At 37.6% G+C, this 14,488-nt stretch carries 30 protein-coding genes; all 30 read right to left on the bottom strand.

Features of this window, described 5'->3' with window-relative positions; translation table 11 throughout:
• Window positions 1-253 precede the first annotated feature (253 nt).
• The 30 genes from N9Y32_06500 to rpsJ all read right to left on the bottom strand — a co-directional run bounded on the left by N9Y32_06500 (window position 254) and on the right by rpsJ (window position 14,446).
• Window positions 254-700 carry a GatB/YqeY domain-containing protein gene (locus tag N9Y32_06500; protein ID MDB2590659.1) on the bottom strand — a complete coding sequence of 149 codons (447 nt, stop codon included), beginning with the start codon at window positions 698-700 and terminating at the stop codon, window positions 254-256.
• Window positions 701-786: 86 nt separating this feature from the next.
• Entirely contained in the window at window positions 787-1,002 is a 216-nt protein-coding gene (rpsU, locus tag N9Y32_06495) for a 30S ribosomal protein S21 (GenBank protein ID MDB2590658.1), read from the bottom strand.
• A 12-nt stretch (window positions 1,003-1,014) separates the two neighbouring features.
• A complete protein-coding gene (gene rplQ / locus N9Y32_06490; protein ID MDB2590657.1) occupies window positions 1,015-1,401 on the bottom strand; it encodes a 50S ribosomal protein L17 in 387 nt (128 codons plus the stop codon).
• A gap of 9 nt (window positions 1,402-1,410) precedes the next feature.
• The gene (gene rpoA, locus N9Y32_06485) at window positions 1,411-2,391 is read right to left on the bottom strand and encodes a DNA-directed RNA polymerase subunit alpha (GenBank protein ID MDB2590656.1); all 981 of its coding nucleotides are present in this window, start codon (window positions 2,389-2,391) and stop codon (window positions 1,411-1,413) included.
• 10 nt (window positions 2,392-2,401) lie between these two features.
• Entirely contained in the window at window positions 2,402-3,028 is a 627-nt protein-coding gene (gene rpsD / locus N9Y32_06480) for a 30S ribosomal protein S4 (protein ID MDB2590655.1), read from the bottom strand.
• 9 nt (window positions 3,029-3,037) lie between these two features.
• Window positions 3,038-3,421: a 30S ribosomal protein S11 gene (rpsK, locus tag N9Y32_06475; GenBank protein MDB2590654.1), complete on the bottom strand. Its 384-nt coding sequence runs from the start codon at window positions 3,419-3,421 to the stop codon at window positions 3,038-3,040.
• A gap of 15 nt (window positions 3,422-3,436) precedes the next feature.
• A complete protein-coding gene (rpsM, locus tag N9Y32_06470; GenBank protein MDB2590653.1) occupies window positions 3,437-3,790 on the bottom strand; it encodes a 30S ribosomal protein S13 in 354 nt (117 codons plus the stop codon).
• Window positions 3,791-3,914: 124 nt separating this feature from the next.
• Complete coding sequence (gene rpmJ / locus N9Y32_06465) at window positions 3,915-4,028, bottom strand: 50S ribosomal protein L36 (GenBank protein ID MDB2590652.1); 114 nt, start codon at window positions 4,026-4,028, stop codon at window positions 3,915-3,917.
• A 15-nt stretch (window positions 4,029-4,043) separates the two neighbouring features.
• Window positions 4,044-5,342 (bottom strand): preprotein translocase subunit SecY, encoded by a 1,299-nt coding sequence (gene secY, locus N9Y32_06460; protein MDB2590651.1) that lies wholly within the window; start codon window positions 5,340-5,342, stop codon window positions 4,044-4,046.
• Between the two features lie 3 nt (window positions 5,343-5,345).
• Window positions 5,346-5,780 (bottom strand): 50S ribosomal protein L15, encoded by a 435-nt coding sequence (rplO, locus tag N9Y32_06455; protein ID MDB2590650.1) that lies wholly within the window; start codon window positions 5,778-5,780, stop codon window positions 5,346-5,348.
• A gap of 4 nt (window positions 5,781-5,784) precedes the next feature.
• The gene (rpmD, locus tag N9Y32_06450; protein MDB2590649.1) at window positions 5,785-5,967 is read right to left on the bottom strand and encodes a 50S ribosomal protein L30; all 183 of its coding nucleotides are present in this window, start codon (window positions 5,965-5,967) and stop codon (window positions 5,785-5,787) included.
• Entirely contained in the window at window positions 5,967-6,485 is a 519-nt protein-coding gene (gene rpsE / locus N9Y32_06445) for a 30S ribosomal protein S5 (protein MDB2590648.1), read from the bottom strand. The genes rpmD and rpsE overlap by 1 nt, the downstream gene beginning before the upstream one ends.
• Before the next feature lie 40 nt (window positions 6,486-6,525).
• The gene (gene rplR, locus N9Y32_06440; GenBank protein MDB2590647.1) at window positions 6,526-6,873 is read right to left on the bottom strand and encodes a 50S ribosomal protein L18; all 348 of its coding nucleotides are present in this window, start codon (window positions 6,871-6,873) and stop codon (window positions 6,526-6,528) included.
• Between the two features lie 17 nt (window positions 6,874-6,890).
• The gene (gene rplF, locus N9Y32_06435) at window positions 6,891-7,436 is read right to left on the bottom strand and encodes a 50S ribosomal protein L6 (GenBank protein ID MDB2590646.1); all 546 of its coding nucleotides are present in this window, start codon (window positions 7,434-7,436) and stop codon (window positions 6,891-6,893) included.
• Window positions 7,437-7,451: 15 nt separating this feature from the next.
• The gene (gene rpsH, locus N9Y32_06430) at window positions 7,452-7,847 is read right to left on the bottom strand and encodes a 30S ribosomal protein S8 (GenBank protein MDB2590645.1); all 396 of its coding nucleotides are present in this window, start codon (window positions 7,845-7,847) and stop codon (window positions 7,452-7,454) included.
• An 11-nt stretch (window positions 7,848-7,858) separates the two neighbouring features.
• Entirely contained in the window at window positions 7,859-8,164 is a 306-nt protein-coding gene (gene rpsN, locus N9Y32_06425; GenBank protein MDB2590644.1) for a 30S ribosomal protein S14, read from the bottom strand.
• Window positions 8,165-8,169: 5 nt separating this feature from the next.
• Window positions 8,170-8,709, bottom strand: a complete 540-nt coding sequence (gene rplE / locus N9Y32_06420; protein ID MDB2590643.1) for a 50S ribosomal protein L5 — start codon at window positions 8,707-8,709, stop codon at window positions 8,170-8,172.
• A gap of 20 nt (window positions 8,710-8,729) precedes the next feature.
• Window positions 8,730-9,041, bottom strand: a complete 312-nt coding sequence (gene rplX, locus N9Y32_06415) for a 50S ribosomal protein L24 (protein ID MDB2590642.1) — start codon at window positions 9,039-9,041, stop codon at window positions 8,730-8,732.
• Complete coding sequence (gene rplN, locus N9Y32_06410; GenBank protein ID MDB2590641.1) at window positions 9,041-9,409, bottom strand: 50S ribosomal protein L14; 369 nt, start codon at window positions 9,407-9,409, stop codon at window positions 9,041-9,043. Before rplN ends, rplX begins: the two co-directional genes overlap by 1 nt.
• A 26-nt stretch (window positions 9,410-9,435) precedes the next feature.
• Window positions 9,436-9,702, bottom strand: coding sequence for a 30S ribosomal protein S17 (gene rpsQ, locus N9Y32_06405; GenBank protein MDB2590640.1), 267 nt, complete (start codon window positions 9,700-9,702; stop codon window positions 9,436-9,438).
• Window positions 9,699-9,887, bottom strand: coding sequence for a 50S ribosomal protein L29 (rpmC, locus tag N9Y32_06400; protein MDB2590639.1), 189 nt, complete (start codon window positions 9,885-9,887; stop codon window positions 9,699-9,701). Before rpmC ends, rpsQ begins: the two co-directional genes overlap by 4 nt.
• Window positions 9,887-10,297, bottom strand: coding sequence for a 50S ribosomal protein L16 (gene rplP, locus N9Y32_06395; GenBank protein ID MDB2590638.1), 411 nt, complete (start codon window positions 10,295-10,297; stop codon window positions 9,887-9,889). Before rplP ends, rpmC begins: the two co-directional genes overlap by 1 nt.
• 13 nt (window positions 10,298-10,310) lie before the next feature.
• On the bottom strand, window positions 10,311-11,003 hold the full coding sequence (gene rpsC / locus N9Y32_06390; GenBank protein ID MDB2590637.1) for a 30S ribosomal protein S3: 693 nt from the start codon (window positions 11,001-11,003) through the stop codon (window positions 10,311-10,313).
• A gap of 7 nt (window positions 11,004-11,010) precedes the next feature.
• The gene (rplV, locus tag N9Y32_06385; protein MDB2590636.1) at window positions 11,011-11,343 is read right to left on the bottom strand and encodes a 50S ribosomal protein L22; all 333 of its coding nucleotides are present in this window, start codon (window positions 11,341-11,343) and stop codon (window positions 11,011-11,013) included.
• A 15-nt stretch (window positions 11,344-11,358) separates the two neighbouring features.
• On the bottom strand, window positions 11,359-11,625 hold the full coding sequence (gene rpsS / locus N9Y32_06380) for a 30S ribosomal protein S19 (protein ID MDB2590635.1): 267 nt from the start codon (window positions 11,623-11,625) through the stop codon (window positions 11,359-11,361).
• Window positions 11,626-11,627: 2 nt separating this feature from the next.
• Window positions 11,628-12,458, bottom strand: coding sequence for a 50S ribosomal protein L2 (rplB, locus tag N9Y32_06375; GenBank protein ID MDB2590634.1), 831 nt, complete (start codon window positions 12,456-12,458; stop codon window positions 11,628-11,630).
• A gap of 9 nt (window positions 12,459-12,467) precedes the next feature.
• On the bottom strand, window positions 12,468-12,758 hold the full coding sequence (rplW, locus tag N9Y32_06370) for a 50S ribosomal protein L23 (GenBank protein MDB2590633.1): 291 nt from the start codon (window positions 12,756-12,758) through the stop codon (window positions 12,468-12,470).
• Entirely contained in the window at window positions 12,755-13,369 is a 615-nt protein-coding gene (gene rplD / locus N9Y32_06365; GenBank protein MDB2590632.1) for a 50S ribosomal protein L4, read from the bottom strand. The genes rplW and rplD overlap by 4 nt, the downstream gene beginning before the upstream one ends.
• Window positions 13,370-13,379: 10 nt before the next feature.
• Window positions 13,380-14,105, bottom strand: a complete 726-nt coding sequence (gene rplC / locus N9Y32_06360; protein ID MDB2590631.1) for a 50S ribosomal protein L3 — start codon at window positions 14,103-14,105, stop codon at window positions 13,380-13,382.
• A 29-nt stretch (window positions 14,106-14,134) separates the two neighbouring features.
• Window positions 14,135-14,446, bottom strand: a complete 312-nt coding sequence (gene rpsJ / locus N9Y32_06355; GenBank protein MDB2590630.1) for a 30S ribosomal protein S10 — start codon at window positions 14,444-14,446, stop codon at window positions 14,135-14,137.
• Between the last annotated feature and the right edge of the window lie 42 nt (window positions 14,447-14,488).

Genomic DNA, 14,488 nt, shown 5'->3' with positions numbered 1-14,488 from the left:
TGGAGATAAGTATGAAAACAACTTTATTCGCGAATATCACTCAAAAACTTAGTTATATTAATGAAATTTCCGAGAAAATTAAACACTATAATAAGTGCATTAACTACAATCAGTATCTGGGGAACAGATCCAATATATAGTTCATGTTGATATATTATAACTGATTTAAATAATTATTAATAGTAACATTCAGTGTTTCTTTGTAGAAACACTGAATAATTAAAGATACTGATTGATAGTGTAAGCGAACTATTTAAGACAGTTTAGATCTGATTAAGCCAGATATAGCACCCATGTCAGCCTTGCCGTCTAATTGAGATTTTAACAATCCCATTAGCTTTCCCATGTCTTGCATAGAAGAAGCGCCAGAATCGGCAATAGCTTTGTCAACAGCAGCAGAAACCTCTTCATCAGAGAGTTGTTCAGGCATGTAATTGTTAATAATTAATAACTCTGCCTCTTCCACATCAACTAAGTCGGTGCGACCTGCATCTTTAAATTGTGAAATAGAATCTTTACGTTGTTTAACCATTTTTTGAATAACGCTTAAAACTTGTACATCGTCTAATTCAATGCGCTCATCAACTTCTCGTTGCTTGATAGCACCTAAAATCATTCGAACTGCTTTAAGGGCTGCCTTGTCTTTTGCCTTCATGGCTAACTTCATATCGTTGGTGACGCGTGTTTTTAATATTGACATAATAATATAAATAAATTAAAAAAAATGCCGATACAAAGATCGGCATTTAAAGAAATTAGATAACGCTGTAAGGCGTTAAAATTCTCTTAGTACATTCTCTTTCTATGAACGCGATTTTTAGCCATCTCTTTATGAGTACGCTTAACAGCTGCTGCTTTCATACGCTTGTTAACCCAAGTCTGCTTTTCGAAAAATTCTTTCTTACGAACGTCAGTAATAACACCTGCTTTGTCGCATGAACGACGAAAACGTCTAAGGGCTATATCAAATGGTTCGTTCTCTCTTAATTTAATTGAAGGCATGTTTTATTTTCCTTATGAATCAGTAGAAGCAGCAGTTTTGCTGTCAAAATCGACCAATTGAACAATCGCCATTGGTGCTTTATCGCCAGTACGGTAACCAGCTTTTAAAATACGGATGTAACCACCAGGGCGCTCTTTGTAAAATGGACCTAGTTGGGTGAATAATTTAGCAACCATTGCATCATCACGTAGCTTTGCAAAAGCATTACGACGGTTAGCAACGCTATCTATTCCAGCTTTAGTAATTAATGGTTCAACAACACGACGAAGCTCTTTTGCTTTTGGCAAAGTGGTTCTGATTGTTTCATGGTCAAACAAAGAGTTTGCCATGTTTTTAAACATCGCCTTACGGTGAGAAGAGTTACGATTTAATTGTCTACCTGACTTTCTATGTCTCATGTTATTTCCTTATTCACTCATTAGATCAACTGGTGGCCAGTTAGGAATATCTGTTCCTAAATCTAGACCTTTATCAGTTAATACTTCTTTAATTTCGTTTAATGATTTACGACCTAAGTTAGGTGTTCTCAATAAATCTTGCTCAGACTTTTGAATTAAATCACCAATGTAGTAGATTTGCTCTGCTTTAAGACAGTTTGCACTACGTACTGTTAATTCTAACTCATCGACTGCTGCTAGCAACTGAGGATCGAAATCCTGAGATGTTGGCAATGCTTCTTCTTCTTCAACCAACTCTAATTCAACGAATGAAGAAAGTTGATCACGAAGAATAGAAGCGGCACGTTTAATCGCAGCTTCTGCATCAACAGAACCATTAGTTTCAATCACCATGTTAAGCTTGTCAAGATTTACTTTTTGATCAACTCTAGCTGCGTCAACTGTGAAGCTAACTCGCTTAATTGGCGAGAAGCTTGCATCAAGCTGAATACCACCGATAGAAGTTGCTTCGTCTGAACGAGAAGCAGCCGTATCATAACCAATACCAGTACCGATCTTAAGAGTCATACGCATATGACCACCTTCATTAACGGTAGCGATAACAAATTCAGGGTTGTGGGCAGTGATGTCGCTGCCATTAGCTTGAATATCAGCAACTGTAACTTCACAAGGGCCTTTTTTCTCAATAACAACTTCAGCAGTTTCTGTAGTGTTTAAAGCAATAGACACTTCTTTGAGATTAAGAAGAATATCTAAAACATCCTCTTGAACACCTTCAATGGTAGAAAATTCGTGCATTACACCATCAATAGCAACTTCTGTCACGGCAGAACCTGTCATTGAAGACAATAATGTTCTTCTAAGGGCATTACCCAAAGTATGACCAAAACCCCTTTCTAATGGCTCTAAAATAAGTTTAAATTCATTAGTTGCAGTCTGTGAAGACTCAAGTAATTTCGGCTTTAAAAAATCTTTTGCGTTACCTTGCATAATTAATTCCTTATTTAGAATACAATTCGACAATTAAATGTTCTTGGATGTCTGAAGAAAGATCATCACGTGCAGGAACATTTTTAAATAGACCTTTAAGAGCCTTAGAATCAACATCGATCCAATCTGGTTGATCACCTTGCTCTGATAGCTCTACTGCTAATTGAATACGACTTTGTTTTTTAGCTTTTTCTCTAATAGAGATTTCATCGTTTGCACTCACTTGGTAAGAAGGGATGTTAACAATAGAACCGTTTACTAGGATTGACTTATGAGATACCAACTGTCTAGATTCTGCACGTGTAGAGCCAAAACCCATACGGTATACAACATTATCAAGACGACACTCAAGTAGTGATAATAAGTTTTCACCTGTTGAACCCTTCTTTTGAGAAGCTTTCTGATAATATGAACGGAATTGTTTTTCTAGTATTCCGTAAATACGTCTTACCTTTTGCTTTTCACGAAGCTGCAATCCATATTCAGTACCCTTCTGACGACGTGCATTTGCACCGTGAACGCCAGGTAGTTGAGTAATTTTACATTTAGAATCTAATGATCTAATGCCGCTCTTTAGAAATAAGTCCGTGCCTTCGCGACGTGCTAATTTACAAGTTGGTCCAGTATATCTAGCCATAATTTATCCTTAAACTCTACGTTTCTTAGAAGGACGACAACCGTTATGAGGGATTGGCGTTACATCTGTAATTGATTGAATCTTTAAACCTTTTGCGTTTAAACCACGGATAGCAGAATCTCTACCAGGACCGGGACCTTTAACACGAACTTCTAGGTTTTTCATACCAAAAGCTAGGGCTTTGTCACCACAGTTACCGGCAGCAACCTGCGCAGCAAATGGTGTTGATTTTCTAGAACCTCTAAAACCTGAACCGCCTGAAGTTGCCCAACAAACAGCATTACCATGACGGTCAGTAATCATAACAATGGTATTGTTAAAAGTTGCATGAATATGCGCAATACCATCAGTAACTACTTTTTTAGATTTCTTCTTAATTGGAGCCTTAGCCATAATATCTACCTATTATTATTTAATTAACTTACGAGGGCCCTTACGAGTCCTGGCGTTAGTTTTAGTTTTCTGACCACGTAGTGGCAATCCTTTTCTATGGCGAACACCACGGTAACAACCTAGATCTTTTAAACGTTTAATATCAAGTGAAACCTGACGACGAAGATCACCTTCAACCTCAAACTTAGCAACTTCAGCACGGATCATTTCAACCTGGTCTTCAGGTATCTGTGAAACTTTAGTTGCCGGGTCAATATTAAGGGTTTCACAAATCTTTTTAGATCTTGTTTCACCGATACCAAAAATTGACTGTAGGCCAATTACAATGTGTTTGTGTGTTGGAATGTTAATTCCCGCTATTCTTGCCATAGTTTCCTTATATACTTACTTCTTAGTCTTAATTTTGCAAATATTTACGTCTTTCAATGCTTACAAAATTTGAATTTGAAAAACGGGCAATTATACGTTGCGCGTTTGACATTGTCAATTGAAATTAGCCTTGTCTTTGTTTATGACGAGGCTCTTTACAAATCACACGCACGACACCGTGACGCTTAATAATTTTACAATTATTACAAATTTTCTTAACTGATGCTCTTACTTTCATGATTGCTACCTTTTGTTAATTTAAGCCTGATTTCTTCATTAATGACTCGTACTGATTAGACATTAAATGAGACTGAGCTTGCGCGATAAAATCCATCACCACAACGACGATGATCAATAAACTGGTGCCGCCAAAGTAAAATGGCACGTTCCAATATAAAATTAAAAATTCTGGCAGTAAACATACTGCGGTAATATAAAGAGCACCTGATGCAGTTAGTCTAGACATAACTGAATCAATATAATCAGCAGAATGCTTACCTGGACGTATACCTGGGATGAAACCACCAGATTTACGCAGATTGTCTGCGGTGTCTTTAGCGTCAAATGTTAAAGCTGTATAGAAAAATGTAAAAAATACAATTGCTAAACCATAAAACAATACATACAAAGGCTGTCCTGGAGAGATGCTTGCTGTTACATCAGCCAACCAACCTAAACCTTCACTTTGAGAAAACCAACCACCTAAGGTTGCTGGGAACAAAATAATACTTGAGGCGAAAATCGGTGGAATAACACCGGCCATATTAATCTTAAGAGGTAAGTAAGAGCTTTGTCCACCAACCATTTTACGACCCTGTTGACGCTTCGCATAATTAACCGTAATACGTCTCTGTCCTCTTTCCATAAATACAACAAATGCTGTGACTAATAAAGTCATTGCTAACAAAATAACCACTAATATAACAGTTAACTCTCCAGTAGATACTAATGACAAAGTTGAACCAAATGCTGATGGTAATCCAGAAACAATACCAGCAAAAATAATCATTGAGATACCATTACCGATACCTTTTTCTGTTATCTGCTCACCTAACCACATTAAGAATAAAGTTCCTGTTGTTAAAGTGACGACAGTTACCATGCTAAATGTGAAGCCAGTTTGAGTAACTAATGCAACACCACCTGCACTTTGAGACTGCAAAGCAATTGAAATACCATATGACTGAAAAACCGCTAAAACAACTGTACCCATACGAGTATATTGAGTAATCTTACGCTTTCCCGTTTCGCCTTCTTTCTTAAGCTGTTCTAACTTCGGGATGACTGACGTCATCAATGTAACAATAATTGAAGCAGAAATATAAGGCATGATACCTAGCGTAAAAATTGACAAACGCTCTAACGCACCACCTGAAAACATATTAAACATATCCAGAATAGTACCTTGCTGATCTTGCACTAAAGATGCTAGAGCAGCACTAGAGATAAAAGGAATAGTAATATGTGTGCCTAATCTAAAAACGATTAACGCACCTAGTAAAAACAAGATGCGCTTAGATAAGTCTTGAGAAAGGCCTAAAGGTTGTGACATAATTTACTCGTTCACTGAACCTTTAGCAGCTTCAATAGCCGCTTTTGCGCCTTTTGTTGCTTTAATACCAGTCAATGTTACTGCACGATTAATTTCGCCCGATAACATTACTTTAACTCTCTTGATATTCTTAGTTACTAAGTTGTGTAATTTTAATACTTCAACAGTAATATCTGTCTCTTCCAACTTGTCTATTTCAGATAAAGTGACTTGTGAAGTGATGATAGAAACTCTTGATGAGAAGCCGACTTTAGGTAGGCGACGTTGTAAAGGCATCTGACCACCTTCAAAACCTACTTTACTAAAACCACCAGAACGTGACTTTTGACCTTTATGACCACGACCACAAGTTTTACCCCAGCCACAACCAATTCCACGTCCTACACGCTTTCTATCTTTCTTTTCACCTTCGCTAGGTGCTAATGTATTTAAAAACATTTTCTTAATCCTCTACTCTTAATAGGTAAGCAACCTTATTGATCATGCCTCTAACTTCTGGCGTATCTTGAAGGGTTACTGTGTGGTTAATTCTTTTTAAGCCTAAGCCAGTTACCGTAGCACGGTGAGATGGCAAACGACCATAAAAACTCTTTAATAATGTTACAGTGACAGTTTTACTAGCCATTACGCTTCTCCGTTAATTTGTTCAACAGTTTTACCGCGCTTAGCAGCAACCATTGCAGGTGAAGACATTGAAGTTAAACCTTCAACCGTAGCTCGTACAACACTAATTGGATTACGAGTACCATTGCACTTAGCTAAGATATTATGAACACCTACCGCTTCTAAAACACTACGCATTGGACCACCCGCAATAACACCAGTACCTTCAGATGCAGGCTGCATGTAAACTTTTGCAGCACCAACATGAGAAGTAATCGGGTAATGAAGCGTACCATTAACTAAAGGAACAGCTTTCATAGCTTTTTTAGCTTTATCCATTGCCTTTTGAATGGCTGCAGGTACTTCACGAGCTTTACCCGTTCCGTAACCAACTTTACCTTTACCATCACCAACCACAACTAGTGCTGAGAAACCAAAGATACGTCCACCTTTAACTACTTTTACAACGCGACGAATATTAACTAATTTTTCAATGAATTCGTTGTCGTCGTTATTATTATTTTTCTTATATTCAGCCATTCTTGTCGCCTTTTAATTTTGTCTTAGTTGGAGTCGTTGATTAGAATTCTAATCCGCCGTCTCTTGCTGCATCTGCTAATGCCTTAACACGGCCATGATATTTAAATCCTGAACGGTCAAACGCTACTTTAGTTACTTTAGCTTTTTGAGCAGCATTGGCAATTGCAGTACCAATTTGTGTTGCCGCATCAACATTTCCACCATTTTTTAACTTGGCAGTAAGTGAAGAAGCAGATGCAAGCGTCTTCGTGCCACAGCTACTAATGATCTGTGCATATATATGTGCAGAAGTTTTGAAAACACATAGGCGCGCAGTGCTTCTACTAGCATGCTGAGCTCTAAACTTGGTTGCTCTTCTTATACGAGCTTGTTTTTTAGAAAGTTTCATTTTGAATACCTTATCAATTATTTCTTCTTAGCTTCTTTACGAACAACATGCTCATCAGTGTAACGTACGCCTTTACCCTTGTATGGCTCAGGTGGACGGAAAGCTCTGATTTCAGCAGCCACTTGTCCTACTTTTTGCTTATCCATACCTTTAACGACAATCTCAGTTTGAGATGGCGTTTCAACAGTAATTCCTTCAGGTAGTGCATAAACTACCGGATGAGAAAAACCTAATGTTAAATCTAATGATTTACCAATTGCTTTCGCACGATAACCAACACCAATAAGTGAAAGTTTCTTTTCCCAGCCAACTGAAACACCTTGGATTAAGTTTGCTGTGTTTGCTCTTGCAGTTCCTGCTTGAGCCCATGCTAATTTTTCAGCTTTTTTCTCAACTTTTGCAATTGTGAAGCTAATCTGGTCATCATTAAATGCAACTACAACAGCTGAATTTACATCCATTGATAATTGACCTAATTTTCCTTTTGCAGTAACTGTTGAACCTGACATAGATACCTCAATGCCTTTTTCAATTGTAATTACTGCTTTTGCTACTCTAGACATTTGATATCTCCAATATTAGTAAACACTGCACAATACTTCACCGCCAACATTTTGGGCAGCTGCAGATTGTCCGGTCATTACACCCTTAGGGGTAGAAACGATAACAATACCTAGGCCATTCATTACACTTGGCATTTCAGTACCAGCAGCGTAAACTCTCAAACTAGGCTTAGAGATACGTTGTAGCGTATCAATAACTGGCTTAGTTTCAAAATATTTAAGCTTAATAGTTAATGTTTTAGCGGCTTTTTCACCTTCAACAGAAAATGATTCAATATAACCTTCTTGCTGCATTACGCTAGCAATAGCAGATTTTAAATTTGATGCTGGGATATTAACTTCTTTCTTTGCAACCATTTGAGCGTTGCGAATGCGCGTTAACATATCAGCTATAGGATCAGACATACTCATATTATTTCTCCTTACCAGCTTGCTTTAGATAAACCAGGAACTTCACCATTCATAGTGCGTTCTCTAAGCTTAGTTCTTGCCAAACCAAACTTACGGTAAAAACCATGTGGACGACCAGTCAAACCACAACGACTACGTTGACGAGTTGGTGATGCATCACGAGGTAGACCTTGCAACTTAATAGTTGCCTGGAAGCGCTCTTCATCAGAAGAGTGCACACTCTTAATAATTTTCTTTAATTCAAGACGTTTAGATTTGAACTTTTCAGCGATCTTTAAACGTTTGACGTCTCTATTTATCATAGACTTTTTAGCCATTTTCCTTATCCTTTAAATGGGAATTTAAACATTGCTAATAGTTTCTTAGCGTCATCATCAGAAGCAGCAGTTGTCGTGATTGCGATATCCATACCACGAGTTTGTGTTACTTTTTCAAAATCAATTTCAGCAAAGGTAATTTGTTCCGTGATACCCATGTTATAGTTTCCACGTCCATCAAAAGATGTAGGCTTCAAACCACGGAAATCACGGATACGAGGGATCGCAACACTAACTAAACGATCAAGAAATTCATACATCTTTTCTTTGCGTAAAGTTACTTTACAACCAATTGCATTGCCTTCTCTAATCTTAAAACTTGCGACTGATTTGCGTGCATTACACGTTAATGCTTTCTGACCTGAGATGAGACCCATTTCTTCTAATGCACTTTGCAAAACTTTTTTATCACCCAGTGCACTTCCAAGACCCATATTAATAGTAATCTTTTCAATTTTAGGCACTGCCATTGGGTTAGTAAGACCTAGCTCTTTTTGTAAAGCAGGCTTAATAACGTTTGTATATTCTTCTTGTAATCTAGACACGGTTTATTTCCTTAACTTGCTCAAACGATTGCTTTGCCGTTTGATTTAAAAAATCTTTCCTTTTTGCCATCTTTGTCAGTACGTATACCAACTCTGTCAGCTTTATTAGTTTCTGCGTTTAAGATAGCAACATTTGAAATAGCTAAAGGCATTTCAGTATCAATAATGCCACCAGTAACACCTGCAGTAGGGTTGGCTTTTACATGCTTTTTAGCAATATTCTTACCTTCAACAATCACTTTATTAGCAATAACTTTTGTAATCGTGCCAGTAGAACCTTTGTCCTTTCCAGCAATAATGATCACTTCATCTTTTACTTTAATTTTTTGCATTATAGAACCTCTGGAGCTAATGAAACAATCTTCATGAACTTTGCACTACGCAATTCACGAGTCACAGGGCCAAAAATACGCGTGCCAACTGGCTCTAACTTTGTATTTAGAAGAACACAAGCGTTATTATCAAAACGAATACGTGATCCGTCTGAACGACGAACACCTTGCGCCGTTCTAACAACAACAGCATCATAAACATCACCTTTTTTAACTTTACCACGAGGTGAAGCCTCTTTAATACTAACCTTGATAACATCACCAATATTAGCATAGCGACGCTTAGAACCGCCTAATACTTTAATACACATAGCTTTAACACCGCCACTGTTATCGGCAATACTAAGTTTTGTTTGCATTTGAATCATGTCTAAACTCTCTTTAAATTTTGATATTAATCAATTGAAACTGATTTCTCAACCACTTCAAGTAATGCCCAACACTTAGTTTTAGAAAATGGCTTTGATTCCACTACTCTAACTGTGTCTCCCATTGAACATTCATTCTTTTCATCATGAGCGTGAACTTTAGTACTACGCTTGATGTATTTTTTGTAAATCGGGTGTCTAACCTTGCGTTCAATTTGAACAGCAATAGTCTTATCACGACCAGCACTTACAACCGTACCTGTAAGTACGCGTTCTACTTTGTTATCACTCATGCTTGTTTCTCTTTAATAATTGTTTTAACTTGTGCAATAGATCTTTTAGTTTTACCTAATTTCGTTGCATCATCTAATTGCGCACTACTGTGCTTCATACGTAATTCAAAATGCTCTTTTAAAAGCGTCATTAACGTTTCGTTTAGTGTTGAGATATCTTGATCTCTTAATGCTTTAATATCCATTACATTGCCGTCCTTTTAATAACCGTTGTTTTAACTGGTAATTTAGCAGCAGCCAATGCAAATGCTTCTCGTGCAATTGTTTCATCAACACCTTGCATTTCAAACAACATTTGACCAGGTTTAATTTGGCAAACCCAATATTCAACACTACCTTTACCTTTACCCATTCTAACTTCTAAAGGTTTTTTAGTAATTGGCTTGTCCGGAAAAACACGAATCCAAATTTTACCAGTACGCTTAACATGACGAGTCATTGCACGACGTGCTGATTCAATTTGTCTAGCAGTCATGCGACATCTACCAGTAGCTTGAAGGCCAATTTCACCAAAACTAACCTTATGGCCAGCTGCAAGACCGCGGTTACGGCCTTTCATCATTTTTCTAAATTTTGTACGTTTAGGTTGTAACATTTCTCAGTCCTTATTACTTCTTACCGATTTGATTTGTAGCACCACGACGAGCAACCTCATCTAATGTACCTTTTTTATGGTCCAGAATTTCACCTTTAAAGATCCAAACTTTAATACCGATCACACCATACTGTGTGTTAGCGCCATATGAAGAATAATCCACATCAGCTCTGAAAGTATGCAATGGAACACGACCTTCACGGTACCATTCAGAACGTGCAATTTCAGCACCATTCAAACGACCACTTACCATTATCTTGATACCTTGTGCGCCTAATCGTGTTGCATTTCCTAGAACACGTTTTACAGCACGACGATACATAACACGCTTTTCAAGTTGTTGAGCGATATTCTCAGCGACTAGACGAGCGTCAAGCTCAGGTTTTTTAATTTCTTCAATATTAATATGAACAGGGATGCCCATCATTTTTGAAATAGTTGCTTTCAACTGCTCAATGTCTGCACCCTTCTTACCAATAACAATACCTGGACGAGCTGTATGAATAGTAACTTTGGCATTATTAGCTAAACGCTCAATTTGCACACGACTCACAGAAGCTGAACTCAATTTCTCGAATAAGAAATCTCTAACTGCAATATCAGACAATAAGAATTTAGGGTAATCTTGAGAATTGGCATACCATTTAGAATCCCAATCTTTAACAATACCTAATCTAATACCTTTTGGATTTACTTTTTGACCCATACTAAACCTACTTGCTTACGCCGACAGTAATGTGGCTTGTTCTTTTTAAAATTCTGTTTGCACGACCTTTAGCTCTTGGACGAATTCTTTTCATCGTTGAACCTTCATCAATGTAAACGCTGCTTACTTTTAATTCATCGATATCAATGCCGTCGTTATGTTCGGCATTAGAGATCGCTGAATTTAATACTTTTTTAACTAATACCGCAGCTTTTTTATTGCTAAACGATAAAAGATTTAATGCTTCTTCTACTGACTTCATGCGAATTTGATCTGCAACCAAACGCGCTTTAAAAGCTGAGGTTTTAGCATATTTATGTACTGCTTTAACTTCTTTCATTTCATTCACCTTTGATTATTTGCGGTCACCAGAGTGGCCATTAAAAGTTCTAGTTTGAGAAAATTCACCCAACTTATGACCAATCATTTCTTCAGTAACTGATACTGGAACATGAGCTCTGCCATTATGAACTGCAATAGTTAAACCAATCATCTCAGGTACGATTACTGAGCGACGCGACCAAGTTTTAATTGGTTTTCTATCGTTGTTCTCTTGAGCTGTTAAAACTTTCTTAATTAAATGCTCGTCTACAAATGGTCCTTTTCTTAATGATCTACCCATGATTAACCCTTATTCCTGCGACGTACGATAAGCTTATCAGTACGTTTATTGCTACGTGTCTTATAACCTTTAGTTGGTGTACCCCAAGGTGAAACTGGATGACGACCACCACTTGTTTTACCTTCACCACCACCATGTGGATGATCAACTGGGTTCATTACTACACCACGAACGGTTGGTCTAACACCTCTCCAGCGAGTTGCGCCCGCTTTACCTAATTTTCTTAAACTATGTTCTTTCTTAGAAACTTCACCTATGGTGGCACGACATTCTGCCAATACTTTGCGAACTTCACCAGAACGCAATCTTAGCGTTACATAGCTACCTTCTTTAGCAATAAGTTGTGCTGATGTTCCTGCACTACGTGCAATTTGAGCACCTTTCTTAGGTTGTAATTCAATACAATGAACAACACTACCTAAAGGTATGTTGGCCAAAGGCATAACATTACCTGTTTGAATTGTAACTGTAGTACCAGAAATAACGCTATCACCGGCCTTTAAACCTTTAGGAGCGATGATATAACGACGCTCACCATCTGCATATAAAACTAATGCGATATTTGCACTTCGGTTAGGATCATATTCCAGACGTTCTACACGCGCTGTAATATCATCTTTATTACGTTTAAAGTCAATAATACGGTAACGACGCTTATGGCCACCACCTTTATGACGGGTAGTAATACGACCAGCGTTATTACGACCACTAATTCTATTTTTGCTTTCAGTTAAAGGCGCATAAGGTTCGCCTTTATGTAGATCTTTATCTACAATATTAACTACAAATCTTCTACCGGGTGAGGTAGGCTTTCTTCTAATTACTTCTGCCATAATATTCTCTTAAGATGCGCTAACGTCAATCATTTGGCCTTCAGACACTTTTACCATTGCCTTCTTCCAATTGACACGACGACCAATCCTGCCTTTAAATACTTTCTGTTTACCTTTAACAACTGAAGTTGTAACATTTTCAACTGTTACGCCGAACAATAATTCGACGGCTGTTTTAATTTCTTTCTTGTTACTATCAACACGAACTTTAAAAGCGTATTGATTGCTTGCTGATAACATTGCTGTTTTTTCAGAAACAAGCGGTGACAATATAGTTTTTAATATTTTTTCTTGATTCATAACATTGCCTCAATTCTTTTCAATGCAGCTTCTGTAACAACAACATTTTGATAGCCAATTAAACTAACTGGATCAATACTTTGTGTGTCGCAGACACCAACATGGTATAAGTTACGCGAAGATAAGTATAAATTTTCATCTAGCTCATCTGTCATTAATAATGCATCTTTAATATTTAATGATTTAAGAAGTGCTGTTATATTTTTAGTCTTAGCTTCTTGAACATCAAATTCAGAAACAACCTTTAAGCGTTCTGTACGTGCTAATTCAGAAAAAATTACTGATATAGCGCCTTTGTACATTTTCTTGTTAACTTTTTGAGCGTAGCTACGAGGTTGTGCAGCAAATGTAACACCACCTGAACGCCAGATTGGGCCACGCGATGTACCTGCACGGGCACGACCAGTACCTTTTTGGTTCCATGGCTTCTTACCACCGCCGCTTACTGCAGCACGATTCTTTTGAGCTTTAGAGCCCTGACGACCACCTGCCATATAAGCTGTAGTAACTTGATGAACCAATGACTGGTTGTAATCTCTTGCAAAAATAGTATCATCTACTTCAGCGGTAGTTGACTTTTTTGTGCTTATGTTTAATACTTTTAATTTCATCTTAAAAACCTTACGCTTCTGTAGATTCAACAGCTTCAGAAGCTGCATTATCTTGAATATTTTTAGTAACTACAACGTTAATTTTGTCCTTCTTAGGTGATAACGAAACTTTAACAATGCCGTTAGTTGAACCAGGTATTGAGCCCTTCACTAAAATTACATTTTTATCGTTATCAACCTTAACAATCTCTAAACACTCTTGAGTTACTTGCTCAGCACCCATGTGCCCAGCCATCTTCTTTCCTTTAAATACACGACCAGGCTCCTGACACTGTCCAGTAGAACCAATCGCTCGGTGAGAGACTGAGTTACCGTGAGTAGCATCTTGCATTTGGAAGTTATGACGCTTAACACCACCCTGAAAACCTTTACCTTTAGATTGGCCAGTTACATCAATATAATGCCCAGTTCCAAAAAAAGAAATATCGAAACTCGTTGCATCTGAAATTTCGCTTGGATCTGCTCTAAATTCCCATAGACCTAAGCCAATTTCTTGCGATGCTTTCGCATAATGGCCTTTGATTGCAGCAGGTACACGACGTACTTTAGCTTCACCCTTTTTGTTAACTTTTGCACCTGTTGTAACTTGAACAGCGCTATAGCCGTCAACTTCAAGTGTTCTTGTTTGAACAACACGATTAGGTTCAATTTTTATAACACTAACCGGCGTGACCGAGCCATCGTCGTTCACTAAGCGTGTCATACCTAATTTTTGTCCTACTAAACCAATTGCCATGATCTTATTCCTAATTTATTTATATCTGTCTAGTTAAGCTTGATTGCTACATCAACACCAGCAGCTAAATCTAACTTCATTAAGGCGTCTACTGTCTTATCTGTTGGGCTAATAACGTCCATTAATCTAATGTAAGTTCTTAACTCATACTGATCTCTCGCTTTTTTGTTAACGTGCGGAGAAGTCAATACAGTAAAGCGCTCTTTCTTAGATGGAAGAGGGATTGGCCCTCTTACACTAGCACCAGTGCGTTTAGCAGTCTCTACAATTTCAAGCGCTGATTTGTCGATTAAACGATGATCAAATGCTTTTAATTTAATTCTAATATTTTGGTTACTCATGTGTTTTGTCCTATCTATTTGTAGTGTCTTTATTTACAAACG

It is taken from the genome of Candidatus Thioglobus sp., assembly GCA_028228555.1.
Classification (GTDB): Bacteria; Pseudomonadota; Gammaproteobacteria; order PS1; family Pseudothioglobaceae; genus Thioglobus_A.
This window is presented reverse-complemented; position numbering and strand designations above follow the sequence as displayed.

Excerpts from the sequence above, each read along its gene's own strand:
- N9Y32_06500 (MDB2590659.1), bottom strand. The coding sequence starts at position 700 with ATGTCAATATTAAAAACACGCGTCACCAACGATATGAAGTTAGCCATG.
- rpsU (MDB2590658.1), bottom strand. The coding sequence starts at position 1,002 with ATGCCTTCAATTAAATTAAGAGAGAACGAACCATTTGATATAGCCCTT.
- rplQ (MDB2590657.1), bottom strand. The coding sequence starts at position 1,401 with ATGAGACATAGAAAGTCAGGTAGACAATTAAATCGTAACTCTTCTCAC.
- rpoA (MDB2590656.1), bottom strand. The coding sequence starts at position 2,391 with ATGCAAGGTAACGCAAAAGATTTTTTAAAGCCGAAATTACTTGAGTCT.
- rpsD (MDB2590655.1), bottom strand. The coding sequence starts at position 3,028 with ATGGCTAGATATACTGGACCAACTTGTAAATTAGCACGTCGCGAAGGC.
- rpsK (MDB2590654.1), bottom strand. The coding sequence starts at position 3,421 with ATGGCTAAGGCTCCAATTAAGAAGAAATCTAAAAAAGTAGTTACTGAT.
- rpsM (MDB2590653.1), bottom strand. The coding sequence starts at position 3,790 with ATGGCAAGAATAGCGGGAATTAACATTCCAACACACAAACACATTGTA.
- rpmJ (MDB2590652.1), bottom strand. The coding sequence starts at position 4,028 with ATGAAAGTAAGAGCATCAGTTAAGAAAATTTGTAATAATTGTAAAATT.
- secY (MDB2590651.1), bottom strand. The coding sequence starts at position 5,342 with ATGTCACAACCTTTAGGCCTTTCTCAAGACTTATCTAAGCGCATCTTG.
- rplO (MDB2590650.1), bottom strand. The coding sequence starts at position 5,780 with ATGTTTTTAAATACATTAGCACCTAGCGAAGGTGAAAAGAAAGATAGA.
- rpmD (MDB2590649.1), bottom strand. The coding sequence starts at position 5,967 with ATGGCTAGTAAAACTGTCACTGTAACATTATTAAAGAGTTTTTATGGT.
- rpsE (MDB2590648.1), bottom strand. The coding sequence starts at position 6,485 with ATGGCTGAATATAAGAAAAATAATAATAACGACGACAACGAATTCATT.
- rplR (MDB2590647.1), bottom strand. The coding sequence starts at position 6,873 with ATGAAACTTTCTAAAAAACAAGCTCGTATAAGAAGAGCAACCAAGTTT.
- rplF (MDB2590646.1), bottom strand. The coding sequence starts at position 7,436 with ATGTCTAGAGTAGCAAAAGCAGTAATTACAATTGAAAAAGGCATTGAG.
- rpsH (MDB2590645.1), bottom strand. The coding sequence starts at position 7,847 with ATGAGTATGTCTGATCCTATAGCTGATATGTTAACGCGCATTCGCAAC.
- rpsN (MDB2590644.1), bottom strand. The coding sequence starts at position 8,164 with ATGGCTAAAAAGTCTATGATAAATAGAGACGTCAAACGTTTAAAGATC.
- rplX (MDB2590642.1), bottom strand. The coding sequence starts at position 9,041 with ATGCAAAAAATTAAAGTAAAAGATGAAGTGATCATTATTGCTGGAAAG.
- rplN (MDB2590641.1), bottom strand. The coding sequence starts at position 9,409 with ATGATTCAAATGCAAACAAAACTTAGTATTGCCGATAACAGTGGCGGT.
- rpsQ (MDB2590640.1), bottom strand. The coding sequence starts at position 9,702 with ATGAGTGATAACAAAGTAGAACGCGTACTTACAGGTACGGTTGTAAGT.
- rpmC (MDB2590639.1), bottom strand. The coding sequence starts at position 9,887 with ATGGATATTAAAGCATTAAGAGATCAAGATATCTCAACACTAAACGAA.
- rplP (MDB2590638.1), bottom strand. The coding sequence starts at position 10,297 with ATGTTACAACCTAAACGTACAAAATTTAGAAAAATGATGAAAGGCCGT.
- rpsC (MDB2590637.1), bottom strand. The coding sequence starts at position 11,003 with ATGGGTCAAAAAGTAAATCCAAAAGGTATTAGATTAGGTATTGTTAAA.
- rplV (MDB2590636.1), bottom strand. The coding sequence starts at position 11,343 with ATGAAAGAAGTTAAAGCAGTACATAAATATGCTAAAACCTCAGCTTTT.
- rpsS (MDB2590635.1), bottom strand. The coding sequence starts at position 11,625 with ATGGGTAGATCATTAAGAAAAGGACCATTTGTAGACGAGCATTTAATT.
- rplB (MDB2590634.1), bottom strand. The coding sequence starts at position 12,458 with ATGGCAGAAGTAATTAGAAGAAAGCCTACCTCACCCGGTAGAAGATTT.
- rplW (MDB2590633.1), bottom strand. The coding sequence starts at position 12,758 with ATGAATCAAGAAAAAATATTAAAAACTATATTGTCACCGCTTGTTTCT.
- rplD (MDB2590632.1), bottom strand. The coding sequence starts at position 13,369 with ATGAAATTAAAAGTATTAAACATAAGCACAAAAAAGTCAACTACCGCT.
- rplC (MDB2590631.1), bottom strand. The coding sequence starts at position 14,105 with ATGGCAATTGGTTTAGTAGGACAAAAATTAGGTATGACACGCTTAGTG.
- rpsJ (MDB2590630.1), bottom strand. The coding sequence starts at position 14,446 with ATGAGTAACCAAAATATTAGAATTAAATTAAAAGCATTTGATCATCGT.